This is a genomic window from Brevundimonas sp. NPDC055311 (genome assembly GCF_053645695.1).
Genome location: NZ_JBSHMV010000001.1, coordinates 1,080,790 through 1,100,061, shown reverse-complemented (window position 1 = coordinate 1,100,061; position 19,272 = coordinate 1,080,790). Strand labels below are relative to the sequence as shown.

Genomic DNA, 19,272 nt, shown 5'->3' with positions numbered 1-19,272 from the left:
TAAACGGCGGTCGTTTTTCTAAATGGCGCTGAATGCCGAGGTGTCGACTGTGACTTCCTCAACCATGCGGACGGATACGCCAAGGCTGCGCTCTTTCAGCAGGTCGCAGAGCGTGTCGCCATCTACCAAGTCGATTGCGGGAGCGCCGTCGCGGGTCGCCTCTCTTCGGGCTTCGCTTGTGAATGTGCCGGTCGTGATGATCAGGCCCTTGTCGGCGCGGCCAACCATAGCGCCTCGGAAGTCGCGGACCGTCGATGAGCCGACGGACCCTGCCAGCGTTTGCACTGAAAGATGACCTGAAACGACAGCAGGTTCATGCGCAAGACGCCGGTCCCGTCTATGCCTCCGTCGCCGGTTTTGCCGGTCACTTCGACTCGGGTGAAGCCGGATTCACGCAAAAGACGCTGGCAAAGCCGCTCGAACGCTGAAGGCTCTAGCTGGAGCAAAACAGAAAGAAGCTGGTCCTTCCAGTCTTCCTGTGCGGCTTCCTGCAGCACCTGTGGCGGATCGAGCTTTTCCGTAACAGCGTTGGCGCGTTGCGCGGCGTAGGCCTTTTGCACCTGTTTGGGGATGGCTGCGATTTCGGACGCTGTCATGGCGGCGCCTGCTGGAGTCAGGCTCCAGACGCCCCTTTGGCTGTTGGTGACAGCCCCGCCAAGCTTGAGCCAGCTGCGTGCGAAACCAAGGCGCTGATCGACGACCAGCTGGTTCCACTTGCCGTGCCTGAGATTCAGAACCTCGTCGGAAAGGCCCATGTGCTCGGAAATATCTTCAAGCATTTCGGCATTAGTCAGCGAACGCCCATGGGCCTTAAGCCGATCAACAATCGGTTGCATGAAGGCTTCAAAAGGGGGCGCATCCGAAAGCGACGAAGTCATCTAAGCATTTTGGCGGATTGTTGATTTTTGAAACGGGTAGATCGATTCGGCCCCACCGCGGCCCTTATTCGTGTATAGGGAGCGCCTTCCCCGACGCCCGGCAGGCTGCGACGCCTCGCCGGGCGCGGCCGTTTAACGGTCGCCTCATCTGAATTTCCAGGCCCTTCATGCCCTTTCCCGCGATCCATCCCGCGCTTGACCGCGCCTTGCTGAACAAGGGCTATCTTGAGCCCACGCCGGTCCAGGCGGCCGTGCTGGAAGGCCATGGCGAGGCGGATCTGCTGGTCTCGGCCCAGACCGGATCGGGCAAGACGGTGGCCTTCGGTCTGGCGGCGGCGCCGACCCTGCTGGGCGAGGACGAGCGGTTCGGCCAGCCGGATACGCCGCTGATGCTGGCCATCGCCCCGACGCGAGAGCTGGCGCTGCAGGTCGCGGCCGAGCTGCAGTGGCTCTACGCCGAGGCGGGGGCCAAGATCGTCACCTGCGTCGGCGGCATGGACGCCCGCAAGGAGGCGCGCGCCCTGAACTTCGGCGCCCATGTCGTGGTCGGCACGCCGGGCCGTCTGAAGGACCATATCGACCGCGGGGCGCTGGACCTGTCGGCCGCCCGCGTCGTCGTGCTGGATGAAGCCGACGAGATGCTGGACATGGGCTTCCGCGAGGATCTGGAATACATCCTCGACCAGGCGCCGGAAGAGCGCCGCACCCTGCTGTTCTCGGCCACCATCGCCCGCGACATCGCGATCATGGCCAAGCGCTATCAGAAGGACGCGGTGCGCATCGACACCGTCGACCGCAGCCAGCCGCACAACGACATCGAGTACCGCGCCCTGCGCATCGCGCCGAACGAGATCGAGCGCGCCGTGGTCAACGTCCTGCGCTATTTCGAGGCGCCGGGGGTGCTGGTGTTCTGCTCGACGCGGGATTCCGTGCGTCACCTTCAGGCCTCGCTGGTCGAGCGGGGCTTCGCCTCGGTGGCTCTGTCGGGCGAGATGGGCCAGCGCGAGCGCAATGAGGCGCTTCAGGCCCTGCGCGATCGCCGCGCCCGCGTCTGCGTCGCCACCGACGTGGCCGCGCGCGGTCTGGACCTGCCCGATCTGGGGCTGGTGATCCACGCCGAACTGCCGATCAACAAGGCGACCATGCTGCACCGCTCGGGCCGTACCGGGCGGGCGGGCAAGAAGGGGATTTCGGTCCTGCTGGTCCCGCACAGCCGTCGCCGCAAGGCCGAGATGCTGCTGGGCTCGGCCGGGGTCGAGGCCGTCTGGTCCGGGGCTCCGACCGCCGAGGAGATCCGCGCCCAGGATGAGCAGCGCCTGCTGGCCGCCCCCGTCTTCGCCGAGGAAGGCGCGGACGAGGATGCGGGCCTGATCGCGACGCTGGTCAAGGAGCGCACGCCGGACGATCTGGCCCGCGCCCTGCTGGTGCTGCTGCGCAAGGACCTGCCGGCGCCGGAAGACCTGACCGATCCGGGCGAAGGCCCGCAGCGCCGTCAGCGCAAGGATCGCGACGCGGCGGGCGGCGACGACTACGCCCCCGCGCCGTGGCCGGGCGACCGCCTGCAGCCGGACGAGGTCAGCTGGTTCCGTCTGGACATCGGCCGCAACCGCAACGCCGATCCCAAGTGGCTGATCCCGCTGATCTGCCGTATCGGCGGCATCACCAAGCAGCAGATCGGCTCGATCCGCACCTTCCCCGAAGAGACGCGCTTCGAGGTCGCCCTGACCCACGCCGACGCCTTCCGAACGGCGGCGGCCCAGAGCAAGGAAGAGGCGAGGATCACCCCGTCCGAGGCGCCGACGCCCGGTTCGATGAAGGGCGCCCGCAACCGCAAGTTCGAGAAGGACGGCGAGGCTCGCCCCTACGCCAAGAAGCCTTTCCGTCGTGACGAGGACGGTCAGGCCCGCCCGCCGTTCAAGAAGAAGCCGTGGAGCCCTGAGGGCGACGCAGGCCGCAGCGCGGATGGCGAGCGTCCCTTCAAGAAGAAGCCCTATGCGCCCCGCGCCGATGCGGCACCGGGCGAGGGCGGCTTCAACAAGAAGCCGGGCTTCAAGGACAAGGGCGACAAGAAGCCCTTCACGCCCAAGGCGGGCTTCAAGGGCAAGCCCGACTTCAAGGCGGGCGGCAAGCCGTTCGCCAAGGGGCCGAAGAGCAAGCGGGCTTAACCACCCGCTCATCCCCGCGGAGGCGGGGACCCAGCAAGAGCCACGCGCTCATCGTTCAGAGCGGCTATCCGCGCGCTTTCGGCCAAAGCACTGGGTCCCCGCCTCCGCGGGGATGAGCGGTGCGGCCGGGGCGAGCGACTTGCCCCCGGCGCGATCCGGGGGCAGGCTGGGGTCATGAGCATCGAGCAACCCCAAGGGCGGTACGCCTCGTTCGAGGCCTTCTACCCCTATTACATCCATGAGCATTCCAACCGGACGTGCCGCCGCATCCATGTGGTCGGGACGGGACTGGTGATCGCGGCCTTTCTGGCGTTTTGCTTCACCCTGAACCCCCGGTGGCTGCTGGCCATGCCTGTGGTCGGCTACGGCTTCGCCTGGGTGGGGCATTTCTTCTTCGAGAAGAACCGGCCCGCGACGTTCAAATATCCGCTGTGGAGTCTGATGGGCGACTTCCGCCTGTTCTTCGAGACGGTCAGCGGCAAGCGGAAGTTCTGAAGGCGGGCTGAGGCCCAAAGAAAAAGGGCGGCCGGTTCGATCCGGCCGCCCTTTTTGTCGTCAGGCTGAAAGCCTCAGTTCGAGGCCGTCTCCCACGCCGGGGGGCAGCCGTCGAAATCGCCCGCGTCGGCGATGGTCAGGGTCTTCATGTTCAGGCTCATGGCGGGGCGCATCGAGGCGCGGCCATGGCCGGTGTAGAGGTCGATCTTGGCGCCCTTGATCGCGCCGCCGGTGTCCGAGGCGTACCAGTAGCCGTCGTGGACCGTGCCGTCGGCCATGCGCAGGCCGACCGTCTCGCGGATGAACAGCTTGGTGCGGCGTGGGATGACGCGCGGGTCGACCGCGACCGTGCGCATCGGAATCGGGCGGCAGCCCAGGGAATCGTTGCCGGTCGCTCCGCCGCCGCCGGCGTGATAGAGGCGGGCCGAGGCGCGCCAGTCGGGGTCGCCGGCCATCAGCTCAAGCTGTTCGGCCGACAAGTCCGCCGTTTCGGCGGAATCGATGGAACCGGGGGCCGTCGCGGCGGCTTCTACGATGGCGGCGTCGCGGGCGACGGCCGTTTCGTAAGGGACAGGCTCTCCGGACCCGGAGAAGGCCATGGTCCACAGCATGGCAAGCGCGGCGGCCGTGCTCAACATCGATCAAACTCGTGGAAGCACCGGTCCCAACACGCGCCGGCGGCGAGTTTCTGACGGCCAATTGCGGCGCAATTGCGGCAAATGAGATCAGTCGCTGTATCGGTAATGGATGAGGCGCGAATGGGGCCAGTCTATCGCCGGTCTGTGGCGGATCGGGTAGACTATATATGTAAAATATTCGACCTATTTCATTTCTATACTTCTGCGCTGGCCTTGATCGTTAATGACTTGATCATCGGCGCTAACACTTTATTGGCAAGAAAAGCTGGCGCACTAGCCAAGATAACGGATGCGTGATCGGCGTTCTTCCGGGCGAAGGCGGCGGGTGGAGGCGCGCGCGGGAATGCGATAAGCGGTCGTTTCTCCTTCTGAAATTTCCGACGGCGCCGTCTCATGAACCGACAAGTCAAACGACTGATGATTTCCGCCGCCGCCCTGATGCTGGTCGCGGCGCCCGCCGTCCAGGTCGAGGCCTGGGGCAGTTCGGGCCACCGGGTGATCGGCGTGGCGGCCATGCGTCACCTGCCGGGCGACCTGCCCGCCTTCCTGCGCACCGCCGGGGCCGCCGCCGACGTCGGCGAATATTCGCGCGAGCCCGATCGCTGGAAGGGCGCGGGCCAGCCGCATGACCGCGAGCGCGACACCGCCCACTTCGTCGACATGGACGATGAGGGCCGGGTGATGGACGCGCGCGGCATGACCATGGCCGACCTGCCGCGCCTGAAGTCGGAATACGACGCCGCCCTGATCCGCGCGGGTCTGGACGTGGATAAGGCGGGATACCTGCCCTACGCCATCATGGACGCCTGGCAGAATCTGGAGCGCGACTTCGCCTATTGGCGCGTGCTGACGGCCGCCGAGGCGCGCGAGCCGGACCTGGCCAAGCAGGCCTGGTATCGCGCCGACCGCGAACGTCGCGAGCAGTTGATTCTGCGCGACATCGGGGTGTTGAGCCACTTCGTCGGCGATGCGTCCCAGCCGCACCACACGACCATCCACTTCAACGGCTGGGCGGGCGAGACCAATCCCGAGGGCTTCACCAAGTCGCGCCGCACCCACGGCGATTTCGAGGGCGCCTTCACCAGCCGGACCCTGCGTCTGGACGCGGTCGAGGCGGCCATGGCGCCGCCGAACGTCGAGGGCTTCGACCTGCGCGCCCGCACGGCCTCGCACCTGAACGCCACCCTGACGACGGTGATCCCCTTCTATCGGATGGAGAAGGCAGGCGCGTTCAAGGACACAGACCCGCGCGGCGCCGTCTTCGTCAACGAGCGGCTGGCGGCCGGGGCCTCGGAGCTGCGCGACTTCGTGTCGGCCGCGTGGCGCGTGTCGGCGAACAGCAGCATCGGCTGGCCTGCGGTGAAGGTCGCCGAGGTCGAGGTGGGCCGCGTCGACCCGTGGACCTCGATGGTCGGCGAGGACTGAAAATTCCGCTCATCCCCGCGGAAGCGGGGACCCAGTGAGAGCCCCGCGCTCACTCTCAGCCCGTCGTACTTGCGGCCAAAGAACTGGGTCCCCGCTTCCGCGGGGATGAGCGGTGAGTGGGTCCTTCTCCCACAAGGGGAGAAGGACTATTGACCGCCCATGACTGAACTCACCCCTCCCGTCGTCGTCCTCGACAAGTCGCAGATGGCCGACAACATCGGCGCGGTCGCCCGCGTCATGGCCAATTTCGGCCTGTCGGAGCTGCGGCTGGTCAGCCCGCGCGACGGCTGGCCCCAGGACCGCGCCTGGGCCACGGCGTCGGGCGCCGACTGGGTGCTGGACGGGGTCAAGGTGTTCGACAGCGTGGCCGAGGCCGTCGCCGATCTGCACACCGTCTTCGCCACCACCGCCCGCCCGCGCGAGACGCGCCAGCCGGTGCGCACCCCGCGTGAGAGCGCGCGCATCCTGTATGACGACACGGCCTCGGGCCTGAAGACCGGCCTGCTGTTCGGCGGCGAGCGGGCGGGACTGGAGACGACAGACATCGCCCTGTGCGCCGGGATCACCACCATTCCGATCGACCCCAGGCACCATTCGCTGAACCTGGCGCAGGCGGTGGCGATCAACGCCTATGAGTGGCGCACCCTGATCCTGGACGCCCCGCCGCCGCGTTTCCGCGAGGGCGAGCCGCCCGCGTCGAACGACCTGCTGCTGGGCATGTACGAGCATCTGGAGGCGGAGCTGGACAACGGCGGCTTCTTCTATCCGCCCGAGAAGAAGCGCTCGATGAGCCAGAACCTGCGCGTCATGCTGGGTCGGGCCGCCTTCACCGAACAGGAAGTCGCCACCATGCGCGGCGCCATCCACGCCCTGGCCAAGGGACGAGGCCGGGTGCTGGCCAAGCTGGCGGCGGAGCGGGCCGAGGCGGCGGCGAAGGGGGAGTAAGCTTACCTCTCAATCCGCTCATCCCGGCGGACGCCGGGATCCAGTGCTTTGGCTTCAAAGCGCAGCGGCTAAGGGTAATGCTTGAGACTGGCGCTCTCACTGGGTCCCGGCGTCCGCCGGGATGAGCGGGGATAGAGCGCGTAGCCCGTTTCTGAAGGAGCCGCATGAAACTCGCCTTCGTCTATCCTCTCGCCGCGCTCGCCGAGATCGGCGGCTGTTTCGCCTTCTGGGCCTGGCTGAAGCTGGATCGCTCGCCGTGGTGGCTGGCGCCGGGCGTGCTCAGTCTGATCGCCTTCGCGTGGCTGCTGACCATGGTTCCGGCCGAGACGGCGGGGCGGGCGTTCGCGGCCTATGGCGGAGTCTATATCGTGGCGTCGCTGGCGTGGATGGCGCTGGTCGAGAAGACGACGCCGGACCGCTGGGACGTCATCGGCGGGGCGGTCTGCCTGGTCGGCGCGGCGATCATCCTGTTCGGGCCGAGGGCCTAGAGCGGGCCGAAGAAGGCGGGCACGGTCTCGCTGGCGGGGCCGTAGACGCCCTCGTCGAACAGGCCCGCGCCCTGTGTCGGCTCCAGATTGATCTCCACCGTCCGAGCCCCGGCCATGCGCGCCAGCTGGACGAAGCCCGCCGCCGGATAGACTGCGCCCGAGGTGCCGATGGAGACGAACAGGTCGCAGCGCGCCAGCGCCCGCTCGATCCGCTCCATCTCCAGCGGGATTTCGCCGAACCAGACGATGTGCGGGCGCAAGGTGCCGCGCGGGTGATGGGGCGAGGCGTGGGCGGGCTCAAGATCATCATGCCAGTCGCAGACGACGCCCGAGGCGGTGCAGCGCGCCTTCTTCAGTTCGCCGTGCATGTGGATCAGTTCGAAGCCCGGCGCGTGCGGCGTGTCCATGTGCGCCCGGTCGTGCAGATCATCGACGTTCTGCGTCACCAGCAGGACGTCGCCCGCCCACCGCGCCGCCAGATCGGCCAGCGCCCGGTGCGCGGCGTTGGGGTGGACGCTCGCCAGCTGGCGGCGTCGCTGGTTGTAGAAGTCCTGCACCAGCGCCGGGTCGGCGGCGAAGCCCTCGGGCGTGGCGACGGCCTCGACGCGATGCCCTTCCCACAGGCCGTCCGAGGCGCGGAAGGTCGGCACGCCGCTCTCGGCCGAGACGCCGGCGCCGGTCAGGATGACGAGGTTCATGCGGGGCTCCTCTGTGTGGACAGACGATCGTGCAGCCAGTCGATCATGGCGCGGACCTTGGGCGGGACGTGGCGGGGGTGTGGGTGGACGGCCCAGACGCCTTCGTCGGGCGGGCGGGCCTCGTCCAGCAGGGAGACGAGGGCGCCCGACGCCAGCGCCTCGGCCACGTAGAAGTCGGGCAGTTGGCACAGGCCCAACCCCTGAAGGGCCGCATCCAGCACCGCCGCGCCGGAGTTGCAGCGCCAGCGGCCGGAGGGGCGAAGCGTCACTTCGCGCCCGGCCTCGGTAAAGCGCCAGTGCTCGGACGAGCCGATCAGGCCGTCGTGGCTGGCGATCTCGGACAGGTCGCGCGGGGCGCCGCGACGGGCCAGATAGTCGGGGCTGGCGCACAGGATCAGCCGCCGCGAGGCCAGGCGCCGCGCCATCAGCCGCGAGTCGGTCAGATGGCCGAACCGCACCGCCAGATCATAGCCGTCGCCGACCAGATCGCGCAGGCGGTTGTCGAGGTCGAGTTCGATCCGCAGTTCGGGGTTCTGAGCCGCGAAGGCGTTGACGGCGGGGGCGATGAAGCGTTCGCCATAGGAGACGGAACAGGTCATGCGCAGCAGGCCGCGCGGGGCCTGATCGTCGGGCTGGACGGCGGCCAGGGCCTCGTCGCGTTCGTCGATCAGGCGACGGCAGCGGGAAAGGAAGTCGCGGCCAGCGTCGGTCAGCTCGACCCGGCGGGTGGTGCGGTGGAGCAGGCGCGTTTGAAGGCGGTCCTCCAGCCGGGCGATCTCGCGGCTGACGGCGGAGGTCGACAGGCCCAGACGTCGGGCGGCGGCCGAGAAGCTGGCCTGTTCGGCGACAGCGGTGAATTCGTCGATCCCGTCCCAGCGGCTCATGGGGACGTTGGATCAGGATTGTTGCTAAACAGCAATAATGTTTTGCGGTTGTCGCCGTTTCGACCCGGCCGCAAGGGGCGTAGTAAGGTCGCCAAATCACCCGCCCACCTCATGTCCCTGAAGCAGCGAGCGACCGCGTCGCGAGCGATAGGGACGTCCGAAGGACCAGCATCATGAAAACCCGCGCCGCCGTCGCGTTCGAAGCCAAACGCCCGCTCGAGATCGTCGAGGTCGATCTGGAGGGGCCGCGTGCGGGCGAGGTGCTGATCGAGATCAAGGCGACAGGGGTCTGCCACACCGACGCCTATACGCTGGACGGGCTGGACAGCGAGGGTCTATTCCCCTCGATTCTGGGCCACGAGGGCGCGGGCGTGGTGGTCGAGGTCGGGCCGGGCGTGACCAGCCTCGCCGTCGGCGATCACGTCATCCCGCTGTACACGCCGGAATGCCGCCAGTGTAAGTCGTGCCTGAGCCGCAAGACCAACCTGTGCACCTCGATCCGGGGCACGCAGGGCAAGGGGCTGATGCCGGACGGCACGTCGCGCTTTTCCTACAAGGGCCAGACCATTCACCACTACATGGGCTGTTCGACCTTCTCGAACTACACGGTCCTGCCCGAGATCGCGGTGGCCAAGATCCGCAAGGACGCGCCCTTCGACAAGGCCTGCTACGTCGGCTGCGGCGTGACGACGGGCGTGGGCGCGGTGGTCAACACGGCCAAGGTCGAGCCGGGCGCCAACGCCGTGGTCTTTGGTCTGGGCGGCATCGGCCTGAACGTCATTCAGGGGCTGAAGATGGTCGGTGCCGACATGATCATCGGCGTCGACATCAACGGCGACAAGGAGGAGTGGGGCCGTCGCTTCGGCATGACCCACTTCGTCAATCCGAAGGAGGTGTCGGACGTGGTGGCCCATCTGGTCGAGCTGACCGGGGGCGGCGCCGACTACACCTTCGACTGCACCGGCAACACCGTGGTCATGCGTCAGGCGCTGGAAGCCTGTCACCGCGGCTGGGGCGAGAGCGTCATCATCGGCGTGGCCGAGGCGGGCAAGGAGATCGCCACCCGTCCGTTCCAACTGGTCACGGGCCGCGTCTGGAAGGGCTCGGCCTTCGGCGGCGCGCGCGGCCGCACCGATACGCCGAAGATCGTCGACTGGTACATGGACGGCAAGATCGAGATCGATCCGATGATCACCCACACCCTGCCGCTGGAGCGCATCAACGAAGCCTTCGACCTGATGCACGAAGGCAAGAGCATCCGTTCGGTGATCGTCTTCTAGGAAAAAGGGTTCAGCCTTGGGCGACTGGAAACTGCCGTGGACGGGGGCCTGCCTGTGCGGACAGGTGCGGGTCAGGGTTGTCGAAGCCCCGGTCTTTGCCGCGGCCTGTCACTGCCGCGCCTGTCAGAAGCTGACGGGCGGCGCCTATTCGCTGAGCCTGATGCTGCCCAGCGAGGGGCTGACGGTCGAGGGCGAGACGGAGATCGGCGGCCTGCACAACCCCGTGCCGGAACATCACTTCTGTCCGTCGTGCAAGACCTGGCTGTTCACGCGCGGCATCGCCGGGGGGCAGTTCGTCAACCTGAGGCCCAGCCTGCTGGACGACGGGGCGTGGTTCGTTCCCCATGCCGACACCTGGACGACGGAGCGCCTGCCGGGCGTGCAGTCGGGGGCCAAGGTCGGCTATCCGGAATTCCCGCCGCCCGAGGACTATGGCGAACTGATGGGCGCCTATGCCCGAGAGGGCGCGCGCCCGAAATGAGGGCGGACTGAGCAGGTGCAGCAAAGTTCGTTGCCAAATGAAACCTGCTCGGCTTAGCTGGCCGCGCCCGGCGAAAGGATCGGGCGGATCTGGGAGGATCACCATGTTCACGCACGTCACCGTCGGCGCCAACGACGTCGAGGCCTCGCACAAGTTCTATGACGCCGTTCTCGGCGCCCTGGGCCATCAGCCGGGCGCGTTCAGCGACGTGCCGCTGCCGGGCGTCTGGTACATGACGCCGCGCGGGATGCTGGGCGTGGTCAAGCCGCGCGACGGCCAGGCGGCCTGTCACGCCAACGGCGGGACCATCGGCTTTGCGGCGTCCAGCCCCGAGGCGGTCGTCGCCTTCGCCGAGGCCGGGGTCGCGGCGGGCGGCGTGGCGATCGAGGACCCGGCCGGGCCGCGCACCACCCCCTTCGGCGTTCTGCATCTGGCCTATCTGCGCGATCCGTCAGGCAATAAGATCTGCGCCGTTCACCGGCCGGGCTGAGGACTGAGACGATGAAGGCGAAGGCGGCGATTCTGGTCGGGCTGACGGCGTTCAGCCTGTCGGCCTGCGATCGAGGCGGAGATCGGCCCGCTGCGCCGCCCGAGGCCGGAGCGCCCGCCGAGGCCTGGGTCCGCAAGGACGTGGTTCTCTATCTGCCCGACCACGTGATGAAGAAGCGTGCGGACGAGGCGACTCTGTCGCCCTATCTGCAGGCGGCGGGCGCGGCGGCGGAAACGGCGGTGCGCGCCGCCCCGGTCCAGCCCGGCGCCTCGGGCATGGTGTTGGTGATGGTCAAGCCGGGCGGCCGGTCGAAGGCCTGGGTCGTCACGGGCGAACCGGCGCCCAGTCCGGAGACGCTGGCGGCGGCAGTCGCCGCAGTCGAGGCCGTGCCGGCCCCGGCCGTGCGCAAGGGGCCGGTGCTGGTCGGCATCGGCTTCGACGCCTGGGGCGGGGGCGCGGCGCCGGCCGGAGCCCAGCCGCCGATACCGCGCGACTGGTATGCGCATTTCTCGAAGGACGGCGGCCGACTGGACGACGCCTTCATGGCCACGGTCTGGCCGGACTGATCTGGAGTTTGAGTCTTATGGAAACGGTCAAGAGCCACGTCGTTCACGGCGGGACGCTGCGCTATCTGAAGCACGACAGCGCGACGACGGGCACGCCCATGACGCTGTCGGTCTTTGTTCCTGCGGGCGAGGGGCCGTTCCCGGTTCTGATCTGGCTGTCGGGCCTGACCTGCACCGAGGACAACTTCACCACCAAGGCCGGGGCCTACAAGGCCGCCGCCGAACACGGCGTCATCATCGTCGCGCCCGACACCTCGCCGCGCGGGGAAGGCGTGGCGGACGACGCCGCCTATGATCTGGGCCAGGGCGCGGGCTTCTATGTCGATGCGACGCAGGCGCCGTGGGCGTCGCATTTCCGCATGGAGAGCTATGTCACGGGCGAGCTGATCGAGCTGATCGATGCGGAGTTTCCGACGACGAAGACGCGCTCTGTCTTCGGCCATTCGATGGGCGGGCATGGGGCGCTGACGTTGGCGCTGCGTCATCCCGAACTGTTCAAGTCGGTGTCGGCCTTTGCGCCGATCTCGTCGCCGACGCGCTGTCCGTGGGGCGAGAAGGCTTTCTCCGCCTATCTGGGCGAGGACCGGGCGGAATGGGCTAAACATGACGCGGCCCTGCTGATCGAAGGCGGGGCGGCGAAAGGCGTTTTCGACGACATCCTGGTGGATCAGGGCGACGCGGATTCCTTCCTGATCGATCAGCTGAAGCCGGAACTGCTGAAGGCGGCGGCGGAAAAGGCCGGGCAGGGGCTGACCCTGAGGATGCAGCCGGGCTATGACCACTCCTACTTTTTCATGGCCAGCTTCGTGGACGACCATGTGGCCTTCCACGCCAAGCGGCTGAAAGCCTGAGTGTGATGACCGACGCCGCCCCCGATTTCGACTCCATGTTCGCCGACCTGTGCACCCAGGTCGGCTTCTGCCTGCATGAGAAGGGACAGAAGAAAGTCATCGCCGCCCTGCCCAAGGGGCTGGATGCGGCCGTCCGCGCCGTCTTCGCCGCCGAGGGCGTGGACGAGCCGAACGCGCCGGGCGACCTGAAGCGCGCCGTGCGCGACTGCATCAAGGCCCATGTGGGCGCGCCCCGACCGGGCGCATGACTCAGACTTAATCCGCAAGGCGACGATCAAGCCTTGCGGGCGGCCCTTGCATCGTTAGCATCCCCGACCATCGCTTTTGGGAGGAAGCTTATGATGGATCGCCGCCGCCTGTTGATGTCGGTCGCCGCCGGGGGCGCGCTGGCCGCCGTCGGCCCGGTTCGCGCCTTGGCCTCGACAGCCTTGACGCAAGCCGCACCGAACGCCGCAACGACGGCGTTCCATGCCCTGCTGGACCGCATCGCTGATGAGATGCTGCTGTCGGACCCGGAACTGCTGACCATGCTGGGCATGGACCGGGGACCGAAGGCCGACGCCCGATTCAAGCTGAGCGATCGCTCTCAGGCCAAGATCGACGCCGACAAGGCCAAGTTCGTCGACGCCATGAAGGCGGTGAAGGCCATCGATCAGGGGCAGCTGAACGCGGCGGATCAGGTCTATTACGACACGCTGGAGTTCTTCGGCGACACGGTGATGACCGGCTACGACTTCCCCTACGGCGGCGGCTTCTCGCCCTCGCCCTACACCGTCAGCCAGTTGGGCGGCGCCTACCAGCAGATCCCGGACTTCCTGGACAGCCAGCACCGGATCGAGACGGCCGACGACGCCGAGGCCTATCTGTCGCGCCTGTCCGCATTCGCGGCGGGCATGGACGCCGAGCGGGCGCGGATGCAGGCCGAGTTCGCCGCCGGGGCCGTGCCGCCGGACTTCGTCATCGACCGCACCCTGACCCAGATGGACGCCATCACCGGCACCGCTGTCGCCGACTCGGTCATGACCAAGTCCCTGGCGCGCCGCACGGCCGAGAAGGATATTTCCGGCGACTGGGCCGCGCGGGCCGAGGCCATCCTGACCAATGAGGTCTATCCCGCCATCCAGCGTCAGGCCGACGCCTTCAAGACCGTGCGCCCGAACGCGACCCACGACGGCGGCGTCTGGCGCCTGCCGGACGGCGAGGCCTATTACCGGTTCGGGCTGAAATACTACACCACCTCCTCCATGACGCCGGACGAGGTGCACCAGATGGGGCTGGAGCAGGTGGCTGAAATCTCGGCCCGCACCGACGCCCTGCTGAAGGCGCAAGGCCTGACGCAGGGCTCGGTGGGCGCCCGCGTCGCCGCGCTCGGCGAGGATGCTCGCTTCGTCTATCCGAACACGGACGAAGCCAAGGATGAGCTGATCCAGGAACTGAATGCGCAGATGGTCGCCATCCAGGCGCGCATGCCGGAATACTTCGGCCGTCTGCCCAAGTCGCCGTGCGACATCCGCCGCGTGCCCAAGGCCATCGAGGCCGGAGCGCCGGGCGGCTACTACATGCCGCCGGCCCTGGATGGGTCGCGTCCGGGCGCCTACTACATCAATCTGCGCGACACGGCCGAATGGCCCAAATGGACCCTGCCGACCCTGACCTATCACGAGGCGGTGCCGGGCCACCACTTCCAGATCGCCCTGCAGCAGGAGAAGCCGGACACGCCGCTGCTGATGAAGGTCATGGGCTTCTCGGCCTATTCCGAGGGCTGGGGCCTTTACGCCGAACAGCTGGCGGACGAGATCGGCGCCTATGAGAACGATCCCTTCGGCCAGATCGGCTATCTGCAGTCGCTGATGTTCCGGGCCGCGCGCCTGGTCGTGGATTCCGGCCTTCACCACAAGCGCTGGAGCCGCGAGCAGGGCATCCGCTACATGGTCGACACCCTGGGCGACCAGGAATCGAGCATCGCCACCGAAGTCGAGCGCTACTGCGTCTGGCCTGGTCAGGCGTCCAGCTACAAGGTCGGCCACACCACCTGGGTGCGTCTGCGCGAGGACGCCAAGAAGCGTCTGGGCGGCCGCTTCGACATCAAGGGCTTCCATGACACGGGTCTGAACCTCGGCGGCGTGCCGCTGACGGTGCTGGAGCGGACCATGAACGCCTGGACCCCGGTCTGACGGCCTGATCTTTCCCGGACGCGCCGGTCCGTCATTGAGTGTGATGAGAGCAACGCCCGGCGCGGCGCGGCTCTGTTGGGGGGAGTATCCGAATGATCAATCGCCGCAATCTTCTGCTGAGCGCCGCCGCGACTGCGGCCGCAGCGCCCATGCTGGCCCAATGCGCCGCCGCCGCAAACGACGCCGATGCGCGCCTGAACGCCTTGCTGGACGGCTGGTTCGAGGCCGACATCGACGAGAGGCCTGAACGCGCCACCAACCTGGGCCTGGACAAGGACGCCCGCGCCGGCCTGTCGTCCAAGCTCAGCGAAGCGGGGCCCGACGCCATCCGCAAGGATCGCGAAAAGGCGGTCCGGCGCTGGGACGAGCTGAAGGCGTTCGATCAGAAGGGGCTGTCCGAGGCCGGGGCGTTGAACTACGCCATCGCCGCCTTCGGGCGCGAGACGTCGGCCGAGACGGCGCGCTTCGACTATGGTTCGGGGCCGGGGCGTCCCTCGCCCTATATCGTGACCCAGCTGTCGGGCGCCTATTTCTCCACGCCCGACTTCATGGACAACCAGCACCGCATCGAGGATGCGGCCGGCGCCGACGCCTTCCTGTCGCGCCTGGAGGCCTTTGCGGGCGTGCTGGACGGCGAGACGGCCAAGGTTCAGGAAGACGCCGGTCTAGGCGTGATCCCGCCGGACTTCATCATCGACCGGATGCTGCCGCAAATCCGCACCCTGCGCGACACTCCGGCCGCCGACATGGCCATGATCAAGTCGCTGGTCCGCAAGGCCGGGGCGCTGAATCTGTCGGGTTATGACGCGCGCGCCGCCGCCCTGGTGGACGAGAAGGTCAAGCCGGCCCTGGCCCGTCAGATCGAGGCGCTGGAAGTGATCCGTCCAAAGGCGGTGCACGACGCGGGCGTGTGGCGCCTGCCGGACGGCGAAGCCTTCTACGCCGCCGGGTTGAAGTCGAACACCACGACCACGCTCTCGGCCAAGGAAATCCACGCCATGGGCGTCGAGCAGGTGGCCGAGATCTCGGCCGAGATCGACGCCATCCTGAAGTCGCAGGGCTATACCCAGGGCACGGTCGGCGAGCGGGTTCAGGCCCTGAACAAGGACCCCGCCCAACTGTTCCCCAACACCGACGCGGGCAAGGAAGAGCTGCTGAAGTGGCTGAACGAACAGGTCGCCGCGCTTGAGCCGAAGCTGCCGACCGTCTTCGGCCGTCTGCCCAAGACCCACGTCGAAATCCGTCGCGTGCCGGTATCGATCCAGTCGGGCGCGCCGGGCGGCTACTATCAGGGGCCGCCGCTGGATGGCTCGCGTCCGGGCGCCTACTACATCAACCTGCGCGACAGCGGGAACTGGCCGAAGTTCGCCTTGCCGACCCTGACCTATCACGAGGCCTCGCCGGGCCACCACCTGCAGGTCGCCCTGCAGCGCGAGTCGGGCGAACTGCCGCAATGGCGCCGCGCCGGCGGCTTCTCGGCCTTCAACGAGGGCTGGGCCCTGTACGCGGAGGCCGTGGCGGCCAACGACCTGGACGCCTATGCAGCCGATCCGCTGGGCCGGGTCGGCTTCCTGATGTCCTATCTGTTCCGGGCGGTGCGTCTGGTGGTCGACACCGGCATCCACTCCGAACGCTGGAGCCGTGAGCGGGCGGTCGAATATATGGCGGCATCGGGCGCCAAGCCGCTGGACGCCTCGAACAGCGAGATCAATCGCTACTCGGTCTGGCCGGGGCAGGCCTGCGCCTACAAGGTCGGCCATACCGTCATCGCCCGCCTGCGTGAGGAAGCGCAGGCCAAGGACGGCTTCGACCTGCGAGCCTTCCACGACAAGGTGCTGGGCAGCGGCTCCCTGCCGCTGGCGGTGCTGGAAGGGCGTATGCGCGCCTGACGCGCGGCTGAGCCCTGAAACGAAAGACGGCCCGGACGTTTGCGCGTCCGGGCCGATTTCCTGTCGGGCGTCGTCGGTCTGTCAGGTCGCCGCGCGCCAGGTGGTCGGCCACAGGTCCTGCGGCACGGCCGTGCAGATCGGCATCGCCTTTTCGTTCAGCAGGGCGAAGCGTTCGCCGGTCCAGGCCCAGCTTCCCATGCGGCCGCAGTCGCCGATGCCGCGTCCGCGGCCGAAGGCGGACAGGGTGCGGCTCTTGGGGTCATAGCGGCTGTTGACCAGCTCATCGTTGCTGCCCGTGGCCGTGGGGAAGTCGACCGGCTGAGGCGAAGTCCCGTCCGCCGGGGTGATGAAGTAGACCTGGGTGAAGTTGTAGGCGCCCTCGCCGCAGGGCACGCTCCACAACAGCTTGTCGGAGGCCAGGCGGGACACCACGACGTCCGGCTCGAACCGCTCGCCCTTGCGGGACGTGGCCAGGCATTCCTGGACCTTGGGATGGGCCAGCAGGGCGGGCGACAGGTCGTCCTGCACCAGGCCGTCCTGAGGCGCGGCGGGGGCGATGGTCACGCGCGGCGCGGCGGGAGCGGCCGGCACCTCGGAGGCGGGGCGCTCGCCGCGCCGGATCAGGGCGGTGGTGGTGTCCAGCCGCCCCTGGCGTTCGTCGATCCACAGGAAGGCGGCGGCGGCCCCGCCCAGGCTGACCTTCATCTGCCGGTCGCCGCGCCTCAGCGCCATGGCCGCGCCGCCGCCCAGATCGTGCAGAAGCTGGGGCGAGGGGGTGTTGAAGGCGACGACGTCGCCCTCCTCGTCCATCTTCGCGTTACGACCCGCATAGCGACGCCCGTCGATCTCGGCGTAGACGGAGCCCTCGCCGTCCTCCAGGCCCCAGCCGCCCATGTGGACGACCGGGCGGGCGTCCGGCCCCGGCGCCAGGGCGACCATGACGAAGCCCATCTGGTTCGCGCCCGGTCCGAAGGCGACGCAGTGGTTGGTGTTGTCGCAGGTCGCGGTCCAGTCGCGGAACTCGCGCGTCATGCTGGGCGGATTGGCGGCGATCTGAACGGCGGGGACCGAGGCGGCGGCTGCTTCAGCAGGAGGAGGCGCGGGCGGGGAGTCCTGCGTCGCGGCGGCCTCGCCGCCCTTGCAGGCGCCAAGGACGAGAGGAAGAAGGGCGACGGAGGCGGCGAACCGCAGGCGGCGAAGCGACATCAGGCGTTCCATGCGTTTATCGATCGGCGACGCCAAGCGTAGCCGTGAAGAAGCCAAGCGGCCAAGCTGCGGTTTCGTTCCGGCGGTTCGGTTCGAGCCGTGCGGCTTTCGTCCCCTTTGCGCCCGCGCGCAGGGGTCGCTATACCGCCTGCACCGAATTCCTTCCCTGAGAGACAGAGGCGTAAGCATGGCCAAGATCAAGGTCGCCAATCCCATCGTGGACATCGACGGCGACGAAATGACCCGGATCATCTGGCAGATGATCAAGGACAAGCTGGTCTTCCCCTATCTGGACCTCGAACTCGACTACTACGACCTCGGCATGGAAAGCCGTGACGCCACCGACGATCAGATCACGATCGACGCGGCCCACGCCATCCAGAAGCACGGCGTCGGCGTGAAGTGCGCCACCATCACCCCGGACGAGGCGCGCGTCGCCGAATTCGGCCTGAAGAAGATGTGGAAGTCGCCGAACGGCACCATCCGCAACATCCTGGGCGGCGTGGTCTTCCGCGAGCCGATCATCTGCAAGAACGTCCCGCGCCTGGTGCCGGGCTGGACCCAGCCGATCGTCGTCGGCCGTCACGCCTTCGGCGACCAGTACAAGGCCACCGACTTCCTGATGCCGGGCGCCGGCACCCTGTCGATCAAGTTCGTCGGCGACGACGGCGAAGTGATCGAGCACGAGGTCTACAAGTCGCCGGGCGCCGGCGTCGCCATGGGCATGTACAACCTCGACTCCTCGATCCGCGACTTCGCGCACGCCTCCTTCGCCTATGGCCTGCAGCGCAACTATCCGGTCTATCTGTCGACCAAGAACACCATCCTCAAAGCCTACGACGGCCGCTTCAAGGACATCTTCCAGGAAGTCTTCGACGCCGACTACGCCGAGGAATTCAAGAAGCGCGGCCTGACCTATGAGCACCGCCTGATCGACGACATGGTCGCGGCCGCGATCAAGTGGTCGGGCGGCTTCGTCTGGGCGTGCAAGAACTACGACGGCGACGTGCAGTCGGACATCGTGGCGCAGGGCTTCGGCTCGCTGGGCCTGATGACCTCGGTGCTGATGACGCCGGACGGCAAGGTCATGGAAACGGAAGCCGCCCACGGCACCGTCACCCGTCACTACCGCCAGCATCAGAAGGGCGAGGCCACCTCGACCAACTCGATCGCCTCGATCTTCGCCTGGACGCGCGGCTTCAAGCACCGCGCCAAGCTGGACGACAACGCCCAGCTGGCCGAGTTCGCCGATACGCTGGAGCGCGTGGTCGTCGAGACCGTCGAGTCGGGCTTCATGACCAAGGACCTAGCCCTGCTGGTCGGCGATCAGCAGTCCTGGCTGACGACCGAAGGCTTCCTGGACAAGGTGTCCGAGAACCTGAAGAAGGCCCTGCCGGGCATCGGCTAAGGCTTTTCTAGTCGGCCGCGGTCAGAAGGCTCCGCCTTCTCGACCCGACGCGGCCTGAATGCCGCTGAGACATCAAGGCCCGCCGGAGCGATCCGGCGGGCCTTTTTGTTGTGCGCTTGTCGCGTTGGCTCCCCTCAAGCACGCCGTCATCCTCGGGCTTGACCCGGGGATCTAGCCATCCGCGTGCGGGACATAGGCAAGGTCGAGCGCGCCGCCGCACTGGATCCTCGGGTCAAGCCCGAGGATGACGGCGCGGGGGTGTCGGGGACGGCGGGACGGAGCCGGTGAAAACACGCATTGAACCGGCCTGC

Annotated in this window: 18 protein-coding genes and 1 pseudogene; 14 read left to right on the top strand and 5 right to left on the bottom strand. The window is 67.7% G+C overall.

Annotated elements, in window-relative coordinates; all coding sequences use genetic code 11:
* Nucleotides 1-18 precede the first annotated feature (18 nt).
* Nucleotides 19-836: pseudogene (locus tag ACWIDZ_RS05330) on the bottom strand (restriction endonuclease).
* A 209-nt stretch (nucleotides 837-1,045) separates the two neighbouring features.
* Here ACWIDZ_RS05330 and ACWIDZ_RS05325 point away from each other — a divergent pair.
* Together ACWIDZ_RS05325 and ACWIDZ_RS05320 are read left to right on the top strand one after the other, a co-directional pair.
* Nucleotides 1,046-3,043 carry a DEAD/DEAH box helicase gene (locus ACWIDZ_RS05325; RefSeq protein ID WP_453989067.1) on the top strand — a complete coding sequence of 666 codons (1,998 nt, stop codon included), beginning with the start codon at nucleotides 1,046-1,048 and terminating at the stop codon, nucleotides 3,041-3,043.
* Nucleotides 3,044-3,217: 174 nt separating this feature from the next.
* Nucleotides 3,218-3,538: an Mpo1-like protein gene (locus ACWIDZ_RS05320; RefSeq protein WP_453989066.1), complete on the top strand. Its 321-nt coding sequence runs from the start codon at nucleotides 3,218-3,220 to the stop codon at nucleotides 3,536-3,538.
* Between the two features lie 74 nt (nucleotides 3,539-3,612).
* Here the strand turns inward: ACWIDZ_RS05320 and ACWIDZ_RS05315 are convergent, their stop codons facing one another.
* The gene (locus tag ACWIDZ_RS05315; protein ID WP_343828531.1) at nucleotides 3,613-4,176 is read right to left on the bottom strand and encodes a 3D domain-containing protein; all 564 of its coding nucleotides are present in this window, start codon (nucleotides 4,174-4,176) and stop codon (nucleotides 3,613-3,615) included.
* Between the two features lie 393 nt (nucleotides 4,177-4,569).
* Between ACWIDZ_RS05315 and ACWIDZ_RS05310 the strand changes: the two genes are divergently transcribed.
* The 3 genes from ACWIDZ_RS05310 to ACWIDZ_RS05300 all read left to right on the top strand — a co-directional run bounded on the left by ACWIDZ_RS05310 (nucleotide 4,570) and on the right by ACWIDZ_RS05300 (nucleotide 7,034).
* Entirely contained in the window at nucleotides 4,570-5,601 is a 1,032-nt protein-coding gene (locus ACWIDZ_RS05310; protein ID WP_453989064.1) for a S1/P1 Nuclease, read from the top strand.
* A 159-nt stretch (nucleotides 5,602-5,760) separates the two neighbouring features.
* Entirely contained in the window at nucleotides 5,761-6,546 is a 786-nt protein-coding gene (locus tag ACWIDZ_RS05305) for an RNA methyltransferase (RefSeq protein WP_453989063.1), read from the top strand.
* A 164-nt stretch (nucleotides 6,547-6,710) separates the two neighbouring features.
* Nucleotides 6,711-7,034 carry a YnfA family protein gene (locus ACWIDZ_RS05300; protein WP_453989062.1) on the top strand — a complete coding sequence of 108 codons (324 nt, stop codon included), beginning with the start codon at nucleotides 6,711-6,713 and terminating at the stop codon, nucleotides 7,032-7,034.
* On the opposite strand, the gene ACWIDZ_RS05295 is transcribed toward ACWIDZ_RS05300, so the two are convergent.
* Both ACWIDZ_RS05295 and ACWIDZ_RS05290 read right to left on the bottom strand, forming a co-directional pair.
* Nucleotides 7,031-7,732 carry an NAD-dependent deacylase gene (locus tag ACWIDZ_RS05295; protein ID WP_453989061.1) on the bottom strand — a complete coding sequence of 234 codons (702 nt, stop codon included), beginning with the start codon at nucleotides 7,730-7,732 and terminating at the stop codon, nucleotides 7,031-7,033. The two genes, ACWIDZ_RS05300 and ACWIDZ_RS05295, sit on opposite strands and share 4 nt — an antisense overlap.
* Nucleotides 7,729-8,616: a LysR family transcriptional regulator gene (locus ACWIDZ_RS05290; protein WP_453989059.1), complete on the bottom strand. Its 888-nt coding sequence runs from the start codon at nucleotides 8,614-8,616 to the stop codon at nucleotides 7,729-7,731. The genes ACWIDZ_RS05295 and ACWIDZ_RS05290 overlap by 4 nt, the downstream gene beginning before the upstream one ends.
* Nucleotides 8,617-8,789: 173 nt before the next feature.
* On the opposite strand from ACWIDZ_RS05290, the gene ACWIDZ_RS05285 reads away from it, so the two are divergent.
* From ACWIDZ_RS05285 to ACWIDZ_RS05250, 8 genes are all read left to right on the top strand, one after another.
* Nucleotides 8,790-9,896: an S-(hydroxymethyl)glutathione dehydrogenase/class III alcohol dehydrogenase gene (locus tag ACWIDZ_RS05285; protein WP_453989058.1), complete on the top strand. Its 1,107-nt coding sequence runs from the start codon at nucleotides 8,790-8,792 to the stop codon at nucleotides 9,894-9,896.
* Between the two features lie 16 nt (nucleotides 9,897-9,912).
* Nucleotides 9,913-10,377, top strand: a complete 465-nt coding sequence (locus ACWIDZ_RS05280) for a GFA family protein (protein ID WP_453989057.1) — start codon at nucleotides 9,913-9,915, stop codon at nucleotides 10,375-10,377.
* A gap of 103 nt (nucleotides 10,378-10,480) precedes the next feature.
* On the top strand, nucleotides 10,481-10,867 hold the full coding sequence (locus tag ACWIDZ_RS05275) for a VOC family protein (RefSeq protein ID WP_312219307.1): 387 nt from the start codon (nucleotides 10,481-10,483) through the stop codon (nucleotides 10,865-10,867).
* An 11-nt stretch (nucleotides 10,868-10,878) separates the two neighbouring features.
* Complete coding sequence (locus ACWIDZ_RS05270) at nucleotides 10,879-11,433, top strand: hypothetical protein (RefSeq protein ID WP_453989056.1); 555 nt, start codon at nucleotides 10,879-10,881, stop codon at nucleotides 11,431-11,433.
* 17 nt (nucleotides 11,434-11,450) lie between these two features.
* The gene (gene fghA, locus ACWIDZ_RS05265) at nucleotides 11,451-12,284 is read left to right on the top strand and encodes an S-formylglutathione hydrolase (protein WP_453989055.1); all 834 of its coding nucleotides are present in this window, start codon (nucleotides 11,451-11,453) and stop codon (nucleotides 12,282-12,284) included.
* Between the two features lie 5 nt (nucleotides 12,285-12,289).
* Nucleotides 12,290-12,532: a hypothetical protein gene (locus ACWIDZ_RS05260; RefSeq protein WP_291779457.1), complete on the top strand. Its 243-nt coding sequence runs from the start codon at nucleotides 12,290-12,292 to the stop codon at nucleotides 12,530-12,532.
* A 90-nt stretch (nucleotides 12,533-12,622) separates the two neighbouring features.
* Nucleotides 12,623-14,458 carry a DUF885 domain-containing protein gene (locus ACWIDZ_RS05255; RefSeq protein ID WP_453989054.1) on the top strand — a complete coding sequence of 612 codons (1,836 nt, stop codon included), beginning with the start codon at nucleotides 12,623-12,625 and terminating at the stop codon, nucleotides 14,456-14,458.
* A 92-nt stretch (nucleotides 14,459-14,550) separates the two neighbouring features.
* Nucleotides 14,551-16,347, top strand: a complete 1,797-nt coding sequence (locus ACWIDZ_RS05250; RefSeq protein WP_453989053.1) for a DUF885 domain-containing protein — start codon at nucleotides 14,551-14,553, stop codon at nucleotides 16,345-16,347.
* An 81-nt stretch (nucleotides 16,348-16,428) separates the two neighbouring features.
* Here the strand turns inward: ACWIDZ_RS05250 and ACWIDZ_RS05245 are convergent, their stop codons facing one another.
* Nucleotides 16,429-17,553, bottom strand: coding sequence for a DUF1176 domain-containing protein (locus ACWIDZ_RS05245; protein WP_453989052.1), 1,125 nt, complete (start codon nucleotides 17,551-17,553; stop codon nucleotides 16,429-16,431).
* A gap of 187 nt (nucleotides 17,554-17,740) precedes the next feature.
* Here ACWIDZ_RS05245 and ACWIDZ_RS05240 point away from each other — a divergent pair, with 187 nt between their 5' ends.
* Nucleotides 17,741-18,961 carry an NADP-dependent isocitrate dehydrogenase gene (locus ACWIDZ_RS05240; RefSeq protein ID WP_291779469.1) on the top strand — a complete coding sequence of 407 codons (1,221 nt, stop codon included), beginning with the start codon at nucleotides 17,741-17,743 and terminating at the stop codon, nucleotides 18,959-18,961.
* The last annotated feature ends 311 nt before the right edge of the window (nucleotides 18,962-19,272 follow it).